This window comes from Enterobacter cloacae complex sp. 397G4, assembly GCF_050031515.1.
Classification (GTDB): Bacteria; Pseudomonadota; Gammaproteobacteria; order Enterobacterales; family Enterobacteriaceae; genus Enterobacter; species Enterobacter hormaechei_C.
In genome coordinates, this window is the sequence record NZ_JBLGWE010000001.1 from 921,549 (window position 1) to 937,187 (window position 15,639).

Consider the following 15,639-nt stretch of genomic DNA (forward strand, 5'->3'; position numbering starts at 1 on the left):
CTCTTTATGGGCACGGTTCGCCGTGCCCTTTTTATTTAAGTTGGCTGACATGCAGGATAATAAAACGCAATCCGACTCCACCTTCACGCTTAACAATCTCTCCTTTCGCGTACCCGGGCGCACCTTGCTGCATCCGCTCTCTTTGACGTTTCCCGCAGGTAAAGTGACCGGTTTAATCGGGCACAATGGTTCCGGTAAATCGACGCTGCTGAAGATGCTGGGTCGTCATCAGCCGCCGTCCGAGGGCGACATATTGCTGGATGACCAGCCGCTGGCGAGCTGGAGCAGTAAGGCCTTTGCCCGCAAGGTGGCCTATCTGCCGCAGCAGTTGCCGCAGGCGGAGGGGATGACGGTGCGCGAGCTGGTGGCGATTGGACGTTATCCGTGGCACGGTGCGCTCGGGCGTTTTGGCCTCGCTGACAGAGAGAAAGTGGAAGAGGCGATCGCGCTGGTTGGGTTAAAACCGCTGGCGCATCGTCTGGTGGATAGCCTGTCCGGTGGCGAGCGTCAGCGCGCATGGATCGCGATGCTGGTGGCGCAGGACAGCCGCTGCCTGCTGCTCGACGAACCCACTTCGGCGCTGGATATTGCTCATCAGGTTGACGTCCTGGCGCTGGTGCATCGCTTAAGTCAGCAGCGCGGCCTGACGGTGATTGCCGTTCTGCATGATATCAACATGGCGGCACGCTATTGCGACTACCTGGTAGCGCTGCGCGGCGGTGAAATGATCGCTCAGGGTACGCCTGCCGAACTGATGCGCAGCGAAACGCTGGAACATATCTACGGTATTCCTATGGGCATCCTGCCTCACCCAGCCGGGGCTGCACCCGTGAGCTTTGTCTACTGATGCTGGATCCAACATTCATTAGCCGCCGTCGCCTGCTGACGGCCATGGCGCTCTCACCGCTGCTGTTAAAGATGGGCCCGGCCCGCGCTGCCGCTATCGATCCGCACCGCATCGTGGCGCTGGAGTGGTTGCCCGTCGAACTGATGATGGCGCTTGGCGTGACGCCTTACGGCGTGGCCGATATTCCCAACTACACCCTGTGGGTGAATGAGCCAAAACTGCCGGACTCCGTCATCGACATTGGCCTGCGTACGGAGCCGAACCTTGAGCTTCTCACCCAGATGAAACCGTCTTATTTATTCTGGTCTGCGGGGTACGGCCCGTCGGAAGAGACCATGGCGAAGATTGCGCCAGGGCGGGGCTTTTCCTTTAGCGACGGCAAAAAGCCGCTGACCATGGCAAAAAATTCCATCCACGAGATGGCGCAGTTTCTCAACCGTGAGGCTCAGGCGAAAAAACATCTCGATGAATTTGATGCGCTGATTGATTCCCTCAAGCCGCGCTTTGCCCACCGTGGCGATCGGCCTTTGCTGATGGTAACCCTGCTGGATGCCCGCCATATGCTGGTCTTTGGAAATAACTGTCTGTTCCAGGAAGTGCTCGACAGCTTTGGCATTCGCAATGCCTGGGAAGGCGAGATGACATTCTGGGGCAGTACCGCCGTGGGTATTGACCGTCTGGCGGCGTTTCGTGATGTGGACGTGCTGTGCTTCGATCACGGGAACGAGCGCGAGATGCAAACCCTGATGGCGACCCCGCTCTGGCAGGCAATGCCGTTCGTCCGCGAGCAGCGCTTCCTGCGCGCGCCAGCGGTATGGTTCTACGGCGCGACGCTGTCGGCAATGCATTTTGCCCGCGTGCTGGACAATGCACTGGGAGGCAAGGCATGAGCACGCGTATGGCTCGTTTCCCAATGTTGCTGTTAGCGCTCATTTTTCTGGCTGCCCTGATGTTAACCGGCTTTAACCTGAGCACGGCGTTACCGCGCGATCAATGGGCAGCCGCGTTTGCCGCACCGGATATCGATAATATTCAGCAAATGCTGTTCCACTACAGCCTGCTGCCGCGTCTGGCTATCTCCCTGCTGGTCGGGGCGGGACTGGGACTGGTGGGCGTACTGTTTCAGCAGGTGTTGCGTAACCCGCTGGCAGAGCCGACCACGCTGGGCGTGGCGACGGGGGCTCAGCTGGGGATCACCATCACCACTCTCTGGACCCTGCCGGGAGCGTTAACCTCGCAGTTTGCCGCGCTGGCAGGCGCATGTGTGGTCGGTGCGCTGGTCTTTGGCGTGGCCTGGGGAAAACGTCTCTCGCCGGTCACGCTGATCCTCGCGGGGCTGGTCGTCAGCCTCTACTGTGGGGCGATCAACCAGCTGCTGGTGCTGTTTCACCACGACCAGCTGCAAAGCATGTTTATGTGGAGTACCGGCACGCTCACCCAGACCGACTGGAGTATCGTCCAGCGCCTGTGGCCGCAGCTGTTCGGCGGCGTGGTGCTGACGCTGCTGCTGCTGCGTCCGCTGACGTTGATGGGCCTCGATGACGGCGTGGCGCGCAATCTGGGGCTGGCGCTGTCGCTGGCGCGTCTGGCGGCCCTGACCCTGGCGATTGTGCTGAGCGCGTTACTGGTTAACGCCGTCGGCATCATCGGTTTTATCGGTCTGTTTGCGCCATTGCTGGCAAAAATGCTCGGCGCGCGCCGTCTGCTGGCGCGTCTGATGCTGGCTCCGCTGATTGGTGCGCTGATCCTCTGGCTTTCCGATCAACTCATTCTCTGGCTGGCGCGCGTCTGGATGGAAGTTTCCACGGGCTCGGTGACGGCCCTGATCGGCGCGCCGCTGCTGCTGTGGCTGTTGCCGCGCCTGCGCAGCATTAGCGCCCCGGCAATGGATGCCGGCGATAAAGTACATGCCGAACGTCAGTCGGTGGTGTGGTTCAGCCTTGCCGGGCTGGCGGTGCTGGTTATCGCCTCGTTTGCCGCACTCTCGCTGGGACGCGACGCCACGAGCTGGCACTGGGCGACGGGGGATTTGCTGCATGAACTCATGCAGTGGCGCTGGCCGCGGATCTTCTCCGCGCTGATTGCGGGCGTCATGCTGGCGGTGGCCGGCTGTATTATCCAGCGTCTCACCGGCAACCCGATGGCAAGCCCGGAAGTATTAGGGATCAGCTCCGGGGCCGCGTTTGGCGTAGTGTTAATGTTGTTCCTCGTGCCGGGAAATGCGTTCGGCTGGCTGATGCCTGCCGGGAGTATCGGCGCGGCAGTCACGCTGATGATTATCCTGATCGCCTCCGGGCGAGGGGGGTTCTCACCTCACCGCATGCTGCTGGCCGGGATGGCGCTCAGCACCGCGTTTACTATGCTGCTGATGATGTTGCAGGCGAGCGGCGATCCGCGCATGGCGCAGATCCTGACCTGGATTTCCGGTTCAACGTACAACGCTACCGGCAGTCAGGTGGTGCATACCGGGATTGTGATGATCGTACTGCTGGCGATTGTGCCGCTGTGCCGTCGCTGGATGACCATTCTGCCGCTGGGTGGGGATACCGCCCGCGCGGTCGGGGTGGCGCTGACGCCAACGCGTATCGCCCTGTTGCTGCTGGCCGCGTGCCTGACGGCGACGGCCACCATGACTATCGGCCCGCTCAGTTTTGTCGGATTAATGGCGCCGCATATCGCCCGTATGATGGGCTTCCGCAGGACTTTGCCGCATATCGTGATCTCTGCGCTGACGGGCGGAGCGATCCTGGTCTTTGCTGACTGGTGCGGAAGGATGGTGCTGTTCCCGTATCAGATCCCGGCGGGCCTGCTGTCGACCTTTATCGGCGCGCCGTACTTTATATATCTGTTGAGAAAGCAGAGTCGGTAATAAAAGTAAACGGCAATCCTTAGATTGCCGTTTTCGTTTTTGCTTCCTCTCCCTGTGGGCTGAGGGTTTCCCACAAAATAATGCCTGCACAGACGGCCCCCTCTCCCTTGAGGGAGAGGGCTGGGGTGAAGGGGAACATACGGCTCTGGTGGTCATTCCGTTCACTTTATGTTCCTTGCTACTCTGTCACGACATGAGCGGTGAACGTGCCAGGGTGGCTCAGTCGCCACCACCCTGGCGACCCGGGCTTCCGGCGGAAAATCGCCGCTTCGCGGTACCTTCGGCTTATTCCTTCCGGCTTATCGGGTACGGGCGGAGGAAACGTCCCTGTAAAGCCCGCCCTCTCGGCGCATCCCTGCGCCTCGCCCCGACCTACAGGAAACGCCTCAGCGATTTACAGCCGGACCGAGGCATCGCTGAAAGCCCTCAGTTATTCTGAGGCAACGTTATCGCTTTTGCTTTCAAATTACTGGGGAACCCTCTCCCCCTGTGGGAGAGGGTTGGGGTGAGGGCATCAAGCCGCACATTTTACAGCTTCGCAAACACCTTACGCGCTGCGTCGATGGTGTTATTGATATCTTCTTCGCTGTGTGCCACGGACATAAAGCCCGCTTCAAACGCTGACGGGGCCAGATACACGCCTTCTTCCAGCATCAGGTGGAAGAAGCGTTTGAAGCGTTCCACGTCGCATTTCACCACGTCCTGATAGCAGGTCACGGTTTTCGCATCGGTGAAGAAAATCCCGAACATCCCGCCGACGTGGTTTACCACCAGCGGAATACCCGCGTCTTCTGCGGCTTCCAGCAGGCCGTTTGCCAGCTGCGTCGTTCGGTCCGTCAGGGTTTCGTGGATACCCGGCTGCGCCACTTCGGTCAAACAGGCAAAGCCCGCAGCCATCGCAATCGGGTTACCGGAGAGCGTACCTGCCTGGTAAACAGGACCGGTTGGCGCCAGCGCGTCCATCACGTCCTTACGGCCGCCAAACGCGCCGACAGGCATGCCGCCGCCAATGATTTTGCCGAGGCAGGTCAGATCTGGCTCTACGCCGTAGTATGACTGCGCTCCCGCCAGCGCGACGCGGAAACCGGTCATCACTTCGTCGATGATCAGCAGCGCGCCGAACTCATCGCACAGTGCGCGCAGGCCCGGCAGGAAATCCGGCTGCGGTGGAATACAGTTCATGTTGCCCGCCACCGGTTCAACGATGATGCAGGCGATCTCCTGCGGATACTGCTCGAACGCGGCGCGAACGGTGTTCAGATCGTTATAGGTGCAGGTCAGCGTGTGTTTCGCGAAATCAGCCGGCACCCCCGGGGAGTTCGGTTGACCGAGCGTCAGCGCGCCGGAACCGGCTTTTACCAGCAGGCAGTCGGCGTGGCCGTGATAACAACCTTCGAACTTGATGATCTTGTCACGACCGGTAAAACCGCGCGCCAGACGGATAGCGCTCATGGTCGCTTCGGTACCGGAGTTCACCATACGCACCATGTCCATCGTTGGCACCAGCTCGGTGACCAGCTCCGCCATTTTGACTTCCATCTCGGTTGGCGCGCCGAAGCTCAGGCCGCGCTGAGCGGCTTCAATCACCGCGTTGCGGATCGCCGGGTGGTTGTGCCCCAGTACCATCGGGCCCCAGGAGCCGACGTAATCGACATAGGCTTTACCATCCACATCATACAGATATGCCCCATCCGCACGTTCGATAAACAGCGGGGTGCCACCCACGCCGGTAAAGGCGCGCACGGGTGAGTTCACGCCGCCTGGGATTAGCTCGCGGGCTGCGCTGTAGAGGTTTTCAGACTTGCTCATGGCGTCGTTCCTGGTTCGTAGAAATAAGTTAAGGCAACTATTCTAAGTGATTCGGAAGAGGTTATAAAATTTTTGCCCCTCAGAAGGCTTAACAATTGTTAAGTATTTTTCAGGGGACGAGGGGATTGTCTCTGGTAGAATCCCTGCGGCCTTTTGTATGACGAAACAGAACAGGTAATGAACGAGAACACACCTTCTTTTGAACAACAACAGTTTACGCGCGCGAAGCACCGGGTCAGTATCCGGCGGCTGCTCAACCGTGACAAAACACCGTTAGCCATTCTGCTGGCAGCCGCCGTGGTCGGTACGCTGGCCGGGCTGGTGGGGGTCGCATTCGAGAAAGCGGTCAACGCGGTGCTCAACTGGCGCATAGGTACCGTCGCCAGCTTTGCCGATCGGGAATGGCTGGTCTGGGTGTGGGCCTTTGGCCTTTCGGCGCTGTTTGCCATGGTGGGGTATTTTCTGGTGCGTAAATTCGCACCTGAAGCAGGTGGCTCGGGGATCCCTGAAATTGAGGGGGCGCTGGAGGAGCTACGCCCGGTTCGCTGGTGGCGGGTGCTTCCTGTGAAATTTATCGGCGGGATGGGAACCCTCGGGGCGGGCATGGTGCTCGGTCGGGAAGGGCCAACGGTACAGCTGGGCGGTAACGTCGGGCGCATGGTCGGCGATCTGTTCCGTATGCGCAGCGCCGAAGCACGGCATACGCTGCTGGCGACGGGGGCAGCAGCGGGGCTGTCTGCGGCGTTTAACGCGCCGCTGGCGGGTATCCTGTTTATCATTGAAGAGATGCGCGCCCAGTTCCGCTACAACCTGATCTCCATTAAAGCGGTGTTTACCGGCGTGATTATGTCGAGCATTGTCTTTCGCGTCTTTAACGGCGAAGGAGCGGTGATTGAAGTTGGCAAGCTGACCAATGCGCCGGTCAATACTTTATGGCTGTATCTGGTTCTTGGGATGATTTTTGGCGTCGTCGGCCCGCTTTTTAACACCCTGATTTTACGGGCGCAGGATATGTTTCAGCGCATCCATGGCGGAAATACCACGAAATGGGTGCTGGTGGGAGGCCTGCTTGGCGGCGTGTGCGGGATCCTCGGTTTCATCGAACCGAATGCGGCGGGCGGCGGTTTCGGCCTGATTCCCATTGCCGCGGCGGGGAATTTCAGCGTAGGCCTGCTGCTGTTTATGTTTATTTCACGCGTCATCACCACGGTATTGTGCTTCTCCTCTGGCGCCCCGGGCGGCATTTTTGCTCCGATGCTGGCACTGGGGACGCTGCTGGGTACGGCGTTCGGGATGGCGGCGGCGGCAGGTTTCCCGGCCTACCATCTGGATGCGGGGACGTTTGCGGTTGCGGGAATGGGGGCGCTGCTGGCGGCCTCCCTGCGCGCGCCGCTGACCGGGATCGTACTGGTGCTGGAAATGACCGACAATTACCAGCTCATTTTGCCAATGATCATTACCTGTCTCGGCGCGACACTATTAGCCCAATTCCTGGGTGGAAAACCGCTATACTCCACCATTCTTGCCCGTACCCTGGCGAAACAGGAAGCTGAACAGGCCCTGAAGCAGAATACTTGAATGAATTACCAGGGTATTAGATAATGACAAAAAGAATTGGGTGATTTTTGCCCAATAGCAGTCGCAGTATTCATGGGAGCATAAGATGAGTGATGACGTAGCGTTGCCGCTGGAATTTACCGAAGCAGCAGCGAAAAAAGTGAAAACCCTGATTGCCGACGAGGACAATCCGGATCTGAAACTGCGTGTTTATATTACCGGCGGCGGCTGTAGTGGCTTCCAGTATGGTTTTACCTTTGACGATCAGGTTAACGATGGTGATATGACTATCGAGAAACAGGGCGTCGCGCTGGTGGTTGACCCGATGAGCCTGCAATATCTGGTGGGCGGTTCAGTGGACTACACTGAAGGTCTGGAAGGTTCGCGCTTTGTGGTGACTAACCCGAATGCGACCAGCACCTGCGGGTGTGGTTCTTCGTTCAGTATTTAAGCCTGAATGCAGATTGTAGGCCCGGTAAGCGAAGCGCTACCGGGCTTATAAACGACGCCTATCTTGAATTTTCATCCAGCGCAAACGTCGGCAGCTTCAGGTGCCAGCGTATCGCCGCTAAACGGATCACCAGCGTGACCACCATCCCCAGCATCGCCGCATTCTCCAGCGGGACAGCAAAGGTGTAATACGCCGTGGCGTGAACAATCCCCCCGATGATACAGGCCGTCGCGTAGATTTCCGTTCGCAGGATCATCGGGACTTCTCGCGCCAGTATGTCGCGAATAATCCCTCCGCCCACGCCGGTTAACACGCCCATACAGATCGCCACCAGCGGGCCAGTCCCGGCAATAAAGGCTTTATTCACGCCTATTCCCACAAAGACCGCCAGACCGACGGCATCCAGCACCGGCAATATCCATTTTGGCAGTCTGCGAGGCTGACGAACCAGCACGATGGTTAACAGGCAGGTGACCATCGCCACCACCAGATCCGTGGGATCTTTTACCCAAAATACCGGGCCATTTGCCAGCGCCATATCGCGGATCGTTCCGCCTCCCACCGCCGTAACAACGCCGAGTACCAGTACGCCAAAAGGGTCCATGCGCAGTTTTCCGGCAAGCAAAACGCCGGAGATAGCAAAAACGGCTGTGCCAAGAATATCCAGCCAATACACGAGCATCGTTAAATCCTCGAAGGGGGTATTTATCTGTTTGAGTGACTCTCTGCCAGTTCGGCGCAGAGTTGTTTTGCGGCGAGGATAATACGCGGGCTGGCGCGTTCAAACCAGTCGCTGTTGAGTGCGATGACCGGAATTTTAAGCTGCCGATGCCAGAATTGTTCTATTTTAGGAATCTCGCTCGCATTTCCGACCACCACAATGGCCTGCGGTTGTCGCGCAAGAACCTGCTCACGACTGACCTGGGGCCAGGGAACCCGGCTTTCGGCAAAGATATTTTCACCTCCACAGGTTTCAAGCACCTGGTTCTGGATCGAGCCTTTCCCGGTAGTGAACAGCGGCTGGCTGCCAAATTGCAGAAAAACGCGTTGTTTCGGTTGCGTGCCGTATCGGGCTTTTAGCGCGGCATAGTCGTTGAGCATCTGCTGTGCAGCCTGCCCGGCGCGTTGGGGGGTAGGGCTGAAGGGCGCGAGGTCACGGAGGGTTTGCGCCACCTGTTCGATGCTCACCGCGTCCACCCATTTTACCGTTATTCCCAGCGAAGAGAGCTGGTTCACCTGCCGTTCGGCATTACCGCCGCGCCAGGCGAGGACCAGATCGGGCTTCAGCGCCACTATGCGTTCCAGGTTCATTCCCTGCCAGGTGGCAACCTGTTCGATATGGGCGGCCTGCGGTGGATAATCGGAAAAGCTGCTCACCGCAACGGGCGTGATCCCGGCGGCAAACGCCAGTTCCGTATTGGCAGGGGAGAGAGTGATCACCCGCGGCGCGGCGATGAGCCAGGCTGGAGCGAGCAGAAGCAGGGCGACCAGCGCCCTGAATGACACCTTACCCACGCGCCAGTTTCTGCACCAGGGTTTCCACCATCACGGTGGACTGTTTGGCCGCAACGGCCAGGAATTCGTCGAAGCTGATGTGGGACTGCTGGTCCGCCACGTCAGAGATCGCGCGAACGACCACGAACGGCACGCTGAAGTTATGGCATACGTGCGCGATGGCCGTGGCTTCCATCTCAACGGCCACAGCCTGCGGGAAGTTATGACGGATTTTCGCCAGACCGACAGAGCCGTTGATAAAGGCATCGCCGCTGACGATCAGGCCACGCACCGCATTGAGGTTCAGCTCGTTAATGCAGCTTTCAGCGGCGGCAATCAGCTTATCATCCGCTTTAAACCCGGCCGGGCAGCCCGGAAGCTGACCATATTCGTAGCCGAATGCGGTGACATCTGCATCGTGATAACGCGCTTCGTCGGAAACCACGATATCGCCCACTTTCAGCGTCGGCGCCAGACCGCCCGCAGAACCCGTATTAATGATAACGTCAGGCTTGCAGCGCTCAAGCAGCAGGGTCGCGCCCAGTGCCGCTGCAACTTTACCGATGCCTGATTTCAGCAGAGCCACGTCAACACCGTTCAACTGGCCGGTGTAGATCTCACAGCCACCGAGGGAGAGGGTCTGACGGTTCTCAATTTTGTCACGCAGCAGCGTAACTTCTTCTTCCATTGCACCAATAATGCCGATTTTCATAGATTTACTCGCGATGTGCCTTGTTAAGATGCATAGTCTATCATGCGGTTAAGGGGAAACGCATTCTCACGCGGGGGAGCACATGGCACCAATCGATTTTCGCACCAAAATTAACTGGCACCGACGTTTCCGTTCGCCACAGGGCGAAAAGAGCGAACATGAGATCCTGCGCATTTTCGAAAGCGATCGCGGACGTATCATCAACTCGCCCGCCATCCGTCGGTTACAGCAAAAAACCCAGGTGTTCCCGCTGGAGCGTAACGCCGCGGTGCGTACGCGGTTAACGCACTCCATGGAAGTGCAGCAGGTGGGGCGCTACATTGCGAAAGAGATCCTCAGCCGCCTTAAAGAGCAACGTCTGCTGGAAACCTACGGACTGGATGAACTGACCGGGCCGTTCGAAAGCATCGTTGAGATGGCCTGCCTGATGCACGATATCGGCAATCCTCCCTTTGGTCATTTCGGCGAGGCCGCCATCAATGACTGGTTTAAACAGCGGCTTTTTCCCTCTGACGCCATAAGCCAGCCGCTCAGCGATGACCGCTGTGTGGTACGCGATTTACGCCTGCGTGAAGGCGAAGATAGCCTGAACGATCTGCGCCGTAAGGTGCGCCAGGATCTGTGTCATTTCGAAGGTAACGCGCAGGGGATCCGTCTGGTGCACTCCCTGATGCGGATGAATCTGACCTGGGCCCAGGTGGGCTGTATTCTTAAATACACGCGTCCCGCATGGTGGACCGGAGAAACGCCCGCCACGCATAGCTACCTGATGAAAAAACCGGGCTATTACTTATCGGAAGAAGCATACATCGTGCGGTTGCGTAAAGAACTGTCTCTGACCCCTAACGGCCGTTTTCCATTGACATGGATTATGGAAGCGGCTGATGACATTTCTTATTGCGTGGCCGATCTGGAAGACGCGGTGGAAAAAAGAATATTCAGCGTCGAGGAGTTGTATCAGCATCTTCATGATGCCTGGGGAGAGCATGAAAAAGGTTCTCTGTTTGCGCAGGTCGTCGAGAATGCCTGGGATAAATCGCGTTCAAATTCGCTGAGCCGCAGTACCGAAGATCAGTTCTTTATGTATTTGCGGGTGAACACACTGAATAAACTGGTGCCGTATGCGGCCGCCCGTTTCATTGATAATTTGCCGATGATATTTAGCGGGGAATTTAATCACGCCCTGCTGGAAGATGAGAGCAGTTTTAGTCAGCTTCTTGAATTATATAAAAACGTGGCTGTTCGCCATGTTTTCAGCCACCCGGATGTCGAACAGCTGGAGCTGCAAGGATACCGGGTTATCAGCGGGTTGCTGGAAATTTATGGCCCGCTGCTCCAGCTGACGGTCGATGAGTTCAGTGAGCTGGTCGAAAATGAACGTGTTCGCCGCCTGCCGATTGAATCTCGTCTCTATCAGAAGCTTTCAACTCGCCACCGGCTGGCATACATTGAAGCCGTTAGTAAAATAGATCGCCATTCTTCCCAATGGCCAGTCATGGAATATTATTATCGCTGTCGTCTTATCCAGGACTATATCAGCGGGATGACAGATTTGTATGCCTGGGATGAATACCGCAAGCTTATGGCCGTTGAATAAGCCATGAGTTTTGTAAAGACGACCAATAAATTTTTACTTTTTCCATAAACTTAATCCCGGAACTAAGCGGTATAAAACGAATCTGAGTTACACAGCAATTTTGCGTTATCTGGTAAATCGAGATTGAGAAACATGAAAAAAACCACATTAGCAATGAGTGCACTGGCTCTGAGTTTAGGTTTAGCGCTGTCCCCTCTGGCGATGGCGGCCGAGACAGCTTCCTCGGCAGCGACTGCGCAGCAGATGCCAAGCCTGGCCCCGATGCTCGAAAAAGTGATGCCATCGGTGGTGAGTATTAACGTTGAGGGCAGCACGACCGTCAATACGCCGCGTATGCCGCGTAATTTCCAGCAGTTCTTCGGCGACAATTCGCCATTCTGCCAGGACGGTTCGCCATTCCAGAGTTCTCCGTTCTGTCAGGGTGGCGGCGCAGGGGATGACGGTCAGGGCGGCGGCCAGCAGCAGAAATTCATGGCACTCGGCTCGGGCGTTATTATTGATGCAGCGAAAGGCTACGTGGTGACCAATAACCACGTGGTAGATAATGCTAACACCATTAAGGTGCAGATGAGCGATGGCCGTAAATTCGATGCCAAAGTGGTCGGTAAAGACCCGCGCTCTGATATCGCGCTGATTCAAATCCAGGATCCGAAGAACCTGACGGCGATTAAGCTTGCCGACTCTGACGCGCTGCGCGTGGGTGACTACACCGTCGCCATCGGTAACCCGTTTGGTCTGGGTGAAACCGTGACCTCGGGTATCGTCTCTGCGCTGGGACGTAGCGGCCTGAACGCGGAAAACTATGAAAACTTCATCCAGACGGATGCGGCCATTAACCGCGGTAACTCCGGCGGTGCGCTGGTTAACCTGAACGGTGAGCTGATCGGTATCAACACCGCTATCCTGGCACCGGACGGTGGCAACATCGGTATCGGCTTTGCTATCCCGAGCAACATGGTGAAAAACCTGACTGCGCAGATGGTGCAATATGGACAGGTGAAACGCGGTGAGCTGGGGATCATGGGTACCGAACTGAACTCCGAGCTGGCGAAAGCGATGAAAGTGGACGCTCAGCGCGGCGCATTCGTAAGCCAGGTCATGCCGAACTCTTCGGCGGCGAAAGCCGGCATTAAAGCGGGTGACGTGATCACCTCTCTGAACGGTAAGCCGATCAGCAGCTTTGCCGCCCTGCGTGCGGAAGTGGGTTCTATGCCAATCGGCAGTAAAGTGACCCTCGGCCTGCTGCGTGAAGGTAAGCCGGTTAACGTGAGCCTGGAACTGCAACAGAGCAGTCAGAATCAGGTGGATTCCAGCACCATCTTCAGCGGTATTGAAGGTGCTGAAATGAGCAACAAAGGGGCAGATAAAGGCGTGGTGGTGAACAACGTGAAAGCGAACTCACCTGCTGCCCGTATCGGCCTGAAAAAAGGTGATGTGATCATGGGCGCTAACCAGCAGCCGGTGAAAAACATCGCTGAACTGCGCAAAATTCTCGACAGCAAGCCGTCCGTGCTGGCACTGAATATTCAGCGTGGTGATACCTCTATTTATCTCCTGATGCAATAATCCTCTTAAGCCCCTGTTCGCAGGGGCTTTCTCTTTTCTGTGACCTTTCCCACAACTCCATACATCTCTCTCTGCCTTTGTGCATCTGCACAATGCAGCCTTATCTGAACTTCTCTATGCTTGAGCTCTGCTCACGGGAGGGTTATATGGCTGGCTGGCATCTTGATACCAAAATGGCGCAGGATATCGTGGCGCGAACCATGCGCATCATCGATACCAATATCAACGTAATGGATGCCCGTGGGCGCATTATCGGCAGTGGCGATCGTGAGCGTATTGGGGAATTGCACGAAGGGGCGTTGCTGGTGCTCTCTCAGGGGCGCGTGGTCGACATCGATGACGCCGTGGCGAAACATCTCCACGGGGTCCGTCAGGGGATCAACCTGCCGCTGCGTCTGGAAGGAGAAATTGTTGGCGTTATCGGTCTGACCGGCGATCCTGAATCGCTGCGTAAATACGGTGAGCTGGTCTGCATGACGGCGGAGATGATGCTGGAGCAGTCGCGTCTGATGCATCTGCTCGCCCAGGACAGCCGCCTGCGTGAAGAGCTGGTGATGAATTTGATTCAGGCGGAGGAGCACACGCCTGCCCTGAGCGAATGGGCGCAGCGTCTGGGTATCGACCTGAATCAGCCGCGCGTGGTCGCCGTTATTGAGGTGGATAGCGGCCAGCTTGGTGTGGACAGCGCCATGGTGGAGCTACAGCAGCTGCAAAACATGCTGGCGACGCCGGAGCGTAACAACCTGGTGGCGATTGTCTCTTTGACGGAAATGGTGGTGCTCAAGCCTGCGCTTAATCAGTTTGGCCGCTGGGACGCGGAAGATCATCGTCGCCGCGTTGAGCTGCTCATCGAGCGCATGAAGGAGAACGGACAGCTCCGTTTTCGCGTCGCACTGGGAAATTACTTTACCGGGCCGGGAAGTATCGCTCGTTCATGGCGAACGGCGCGCACCACCATGATGGTGGGTAAACAGCGCATGCCGGAGAGCCGCAGTTATTTCTATCAGGATCTGATGCTGCCAGTCCTGCTCGACAGCCTGCGCGGTGGCTGGCAGGCCAACGAGCTGGCGCGTCCGCTTGTGCGTCTGAAAGCGATGGACAACAACGGGCTGCTGCGCCGCACGTTGCAGGCATGGTTCAGGCATAACGTGCAGCCGCTGGCAACGTCAAAAGCGCTGTTTATTCACCGTAATACGCTGGAGTATCGGCTAAACCGGATCTCGGAACTGACGGGGCTGGATTTAGGGAACTTTGACGACCGGCTACTGCTGTATGTGGCGTTGCAGCTGGATGAACAGAGATGATGCTGTTTGCCGGGTGGCGGCTTCGCCTTACCCGGCCTACATGCGTTCATAGGCCCGGTAAGCGAAGCGCCACCGGGCAATAAAACGGCTCATTTGTTACGCGTCAATTTCTCAAGATCCGCTTCAATCTCGCTGATCTTATTGGTGACTACGCTTTCCAGGTGACGCAGGTCGTCAAGGATCTTACGTTTCAGATCGACTTCGCTGCGATCGCGCTGGCAGATTTGATCGAGTTCGTCGATCACGTAGCGCAGGTTAGGGCTGATTTCCTGTACTTCTTTATATCCCTGACCGATACCGTCAGCGACAACGGTCTTACGCTGGCGAGGGTATTTAAACTTCACGCTTTTGGCGAAGAACTCTCCTTTGTCCTTGTGAAAATAGATTTTCAAAATATCGTTATTGGCTTCCTGGCGGAGACTATAACGATCAATTTCATCAGGATTGGTAATGCCCAGACTTTTCAGATTATCGTACATAGCGGTACCCTTGATCTCAACATAACCTATGAATAATTAACGAAAAAATCTATTTTCGCCACCTTCGGATATAAAAAAAGCGGGGTTGCCCCCGCTTTTTGTTATACCCGATTAATCGATGGTGCGCAGCAGTTCATTGATGCCTACTTTACCGCGCGTTTTCGCGTCCACTTTTTTCACGATGACCGCGCAATACAGGCTGTATTTGCCATCTTTAGACGGCAGGTTGCCGGAAACCACAACGGAACCGGCTGGAACGCGGCCGTAGTGAATTTCACCGGTTTCGCGATCGTAAATACGGGTGCTCTGGCCAATATAAACGCCCATGGAGATCACAGAACCTTCTTCGACGATCACGCCTTCCACCACTTCGGAACGTGCGCCGATGAAGCAGTTGTCTTCGATGATGGTTGGGTTAGCCTGAAGTGGCTCCAGAACGCCACCGATGCCCACACCGCCGGACAGGTGAACGTTTTTACCGATCTGCGCGCAGGAGCCGACGGTAGCCCAGGTGTCTACCATGGTGCCTTCGTCAACGTAGGCGCCGATGTTCACGTAGGATGGCATCAGCACGGTGTTGCGTGCGATGAAGGCACCCTGACGAACGGCCGCCGGTGGTACTACGCGGAAGCCCTCTTTCTGGAAGCGCGCTTCGTCGTAATCCGCAAATTTCATTGGCACTTTATCGAAGTAGCGGCTTTCTGCTCCGTCGATAACCTGGTTATCGTTGATGCGGAAAGAGAGCAGCACAGCTTTCTTCAGCCATTGATGAGTAACCCACTGACCGTCGATTTTTTCTGCCACGCGCAGCGCGCCGGAATCCAGCAGGGAAATAACCTGGTTTACCGCTTCACGGGTCACGGTATCCACATTTGCCGGAGTGATGTCGGCGCGACGCTCAAAAGCGGACTCAATAACGTTCTGTAACTGCTGCATTGTTTACTCTTTCCATTT

General features: G+C 56.8%; 14 protein-coding genes. 8 read left to right on the top strand and 6 right to left on the bottom strand.

The window, feature by feature from the left end; translation table 11 throughout:
* The first annotated feature begins 49 nt into the window (after positions 1-49).
* From fhuC to fhuB, 3 genes are read left to right on the top strand one after another with little or no spacing between them, the layout of a single operon-like run.
* A complete protein-coding gene (gene fhuC / locus ACQG1Y_RS04365) occupies positions 50-847 on the top strand; it encodes a Fe3+-hydroxamate ABC transporter ATP-binding protein FhuC (RefSeq protein WP_047733132.1) in 798 nt (265 codons plus the stop codon).
* Complete coding sequence (gene fhuD / locus ACQG1Y_RS04370; protein WP_047051285.1) at positions 847-1,737, top strand: Fe(3+)-hydroxamate ABC transporter substrate-binding protein FhuD; 891 nt, start codon at positions 847-849, stop codon at positions 1,735-1,737. Before fhuC ends, fhuD begins: the two co-directional genes overlap by 1 nt.
* A complete protein-coding gene (gene fhuB, locus ACQG1Y_RS04375; RefSeq protein ID WP_193360876.1) occupies positions 1,734-3,716 on the top strand; it encodes a Fe(3+)-hydroxamate ABC transporter permease FhuB in 1,983 nt (660 codons plus the stop codon). Before fhuD ends, fhuB begins: the two co-directional genes overlap by 4 nt.
* A 528-nt stretch (positions 3,717-4,244) precedes the next feature.
* On the opposite strand, the gene hemL is transcribed toward fhuB, so the two are convergent.
* Entirely contained in the window at positions 4,245-5,525 is a 1,281-nt protein-coding gene (hemL, locus tag ACQG1Y_RS04380; protein WP_015572714.1) for a glutamate-1-semialdehyde 2,1-aminomutase, read from the bottom strand.
* Between the two features lie 177 nt (positions 5,526-5,702).
* On the opposite strand from hemL, the gene clcA reads away from it, so the two are divergent.
* Both clcA and erpA read left to right on the top strand, forming a co-directional pair.
* On the top strand, positions 5,703-7,103 hold the full coding sequence (gene clcA, locus ACQG1Y_RS04385) for a H(+)/Cl(-) exchange transporter ClcA (protein ID WP_017383743.1): 1,401 nt from the start codon (positions 5,703-5,705) through the stop codon (positions 7,101-7,103).
* Positions 7,104-7,188: 85 nt separating this feature from the next.
* The gene (gene erpA / locus ACQG1Y_RS04390) at positions 7,189-7,533 is read left to right on the top strand and encodes an iron-sulfur cluster insertion protein ErpA (RefSeq protein ID WP_003856230.1); all 345 of its coding nucleotides are present in this window, start codon (positions 7,189-7,191) and stop codon (positions 7,531-7,533) included.
* Positions 7,534-7,591: 58 nt separating this feature from the next.
* Here erpA and ACQG1Y_RS04395 read toward each other — a convergent pair whose 3' ends face one another.
* Genes ACQG1Y_RS04395 through mtnN form a run of 3 tightly spaced genes read right to left on the bottom strand, consistent with a single transcriptional unit; the run spans position 7,592 to position 9,739 of the window.
* Positions 7,592-8,215 (bottom strand): TRIC cation channel family protein, encoded by a 624-nt coding sequence (locus ACQG1Y_RS04395; protein WP_003856227.1) that lies wholly within the window; start codon positions 8,213-8,215, stop codon positions 7,592-7,594.
* Between the two features lie 23 nt (positions 8,216-8,238).
* Positions 8,239-9,048, bottom strand: a complete 810-nt coding sequence (gene btuF, locus ACQG1Y_RS04400) for a vitamin B12 ABC transporter substrate-binding protein BtuF (protein ID WP_017383741.1) — start codon at positions 9,046-9,048, stop codon at positions 8,239-8,241.
* Positions 9,041-9,739 (bottom strand): 5'-methylthioadenosine/S-adenosylhomocysteine nucleosidase, encoded by a 699-nt coding sequence (gene mtnN, locus ACQG1Y_RS04405; protein WP_003856223.1) that lies wholly within the window; start codon positions 9,737-9,739, stop codon positions 9,041-9,043. Before mtnN ends, btuF begins: the two co-directional genes overlap by 8 nt.
* 82 nt (positions 9,740-9,821) lie before the next feature.
* On the opposite strand from mtnN, the gene dgt reads away from it, so the two are divergent.
* The 3 genes from dgt to ACQG1Y_RS04420 all read left to right on the top strand — a co-directional run bounded on the left by dgt (position 9,822) and on the right by ACQG1Y_RS04420 (position 14,206).
* Positions 9,822-11,336: a dGTPase gene (dgt, locus tag ACQG1Y_RS04410; RefSeq protein ID WP_047740767.1), complete on the top strand. Its 1,515-nt coding sequence runs from the start codon at positions 9,822-9,824 to the stop codon at positions 11,334-11,336.
* Positions 11,337-11,468: 132 nt separating this feature from the next.
* Positions 11,469-12,902, top strand: a complete 1,434-nt coding sequence (gene degP, locus ACQG1Y_RS04415; RefSeq protein ID WP_015572718.1) for a serine endoprotease DegP — start codon at positions 11,469-11,471, stop codon at positions 12,900-12,902.
* Between the two features lie 146 nt (positions 12,903-13,048).
* Entirely contained in the window at positions 13,049-14,206 is a 1,158-nt protein-coding gene (locus ACQG1Y_RS04420; protein ID WP_003856217.1) for a CdaR family transcriptional regulator, read from the top strand.
* Positions 14,207-14,295: 89 nt separating this feature from the next.
* On the opposite strand, the gene ACQG1Y_RS04425 is transcribed toward ACQG1Y_RS04420, so the two are convergent.
* Together ACQG1Y_RS04425 and dapD are read right to left on the bottom strand one after the other, a co-directional pair.
* Complete coding sequence (locus tag ACQG1Y_RS04425; protein WP_015572719.1) at positions 14,296-14,685, bottom strand: DUF3461 family protein; 390 nt, start codon at positions 14,683-14,685, stop codon at positions 14,296-14,298.
* Between the two features lie 111 nt (positions 14,686-14,796).
* Entirely contained in the window at positions 14,797-15,621 is an 825-nt protein-coding gene (gene dapD, locus ACQG1Y_RS04430) for a 2,3,4,5-tetrahydropyridine-2,6-dicarboxylate N-succinyltransferase (protein WP_003856214.1), read from the bottom strand.
* Positions 15,622-15,639: the final 18 nt, after the last annotated feature.

Bases quoted from the DNA above. Each gene is read 5' to 3' on its own strand.
- hemL (WP_015572714.1), bottom strand. From the start codon at position 5,525: ATGAGCAAGTCTGAAAACCTCTACAGCGCAGCCCGCGAGCTAATCCCA.
- dgt (WP_047740767.1), top strand. From the start codon at position 9,822: ATGGCACCAATCGATTTTCGCACCAAAATTAACTGGCACCGACGTTTC.
- clcA (WP_017383743.1), top strand. From the start codon at position 5,703: ATGAACGAGAACACACCTTCTTTTGAACAACAACAGTTTACGCGCGCG.
- fhuC (WP_047733132.1), top strand. From the start codon at position 50: ATGCAGGATAATAAAACGCAATCCGACTCCACCTTCACGCTTAACAAT.
- ACQG1Y_RS04420 (WP_003856217.1), top strand. From the start codon at position 13,049: ATGGCTGGCTGGCATCTTGATACCAAAATGGCGCAGGATATCGTGGCG.
- ACQG1Y_RS04425 (WP_015572719.1), bottom strand. From the start codon at position 14,685: ATGTACGATAATCTGAAAAGTCTGGGCATTACCAATCCTGATGAAATT.
- mtnN (WP_003856223.1), bottom strand. From the start codon at position 9,739: ATGAAAATCGGCATTATTGGTGCAATGGAAGAAGAAGTTACGCTGCTG.
- fhuB (WP_193360876.1), top strand. From the start codon at position 1,734: ATGAGCACGCGTATGGCTCGTTTCCCAATGTTGCTGTTAGCGCTCATT.
- degP (WP_015572718.1), top strand. From the start codon at position 11,469: ATGAAAAAAACCACATTAGCAATGAGTGCACTGGCTCTGAGTTTAGGT.
- erpA (WP_003856230.1), top strand. From the start codon at position 7,189: ATGAGTGATGACGTAGCGTTGCCGCTGGAATTTACCGAAGCAGCAGCG.
- fhuD (WP_047051285.1), top strand. From the start codon at position 847: ATGCTGGATCCAACATTCATTAGCCGCCGTCGCCTGCTGACGGCCATG.
- dapD (WP_003856214.1), bottom strand. From the start codon at position 15,621: ATGCAGCAGTTACAGAACGTTATTGAGTCCGCTTTTGAGCGTCGCGCC.
- ACQG1Y_RS04395 (WP_003856227.1), bottom strand. From the start codon at position 8,215: ATGCTCGTGTATTGGCTGGATATTCTTGGCACAGCCGTTTTTGCTATC.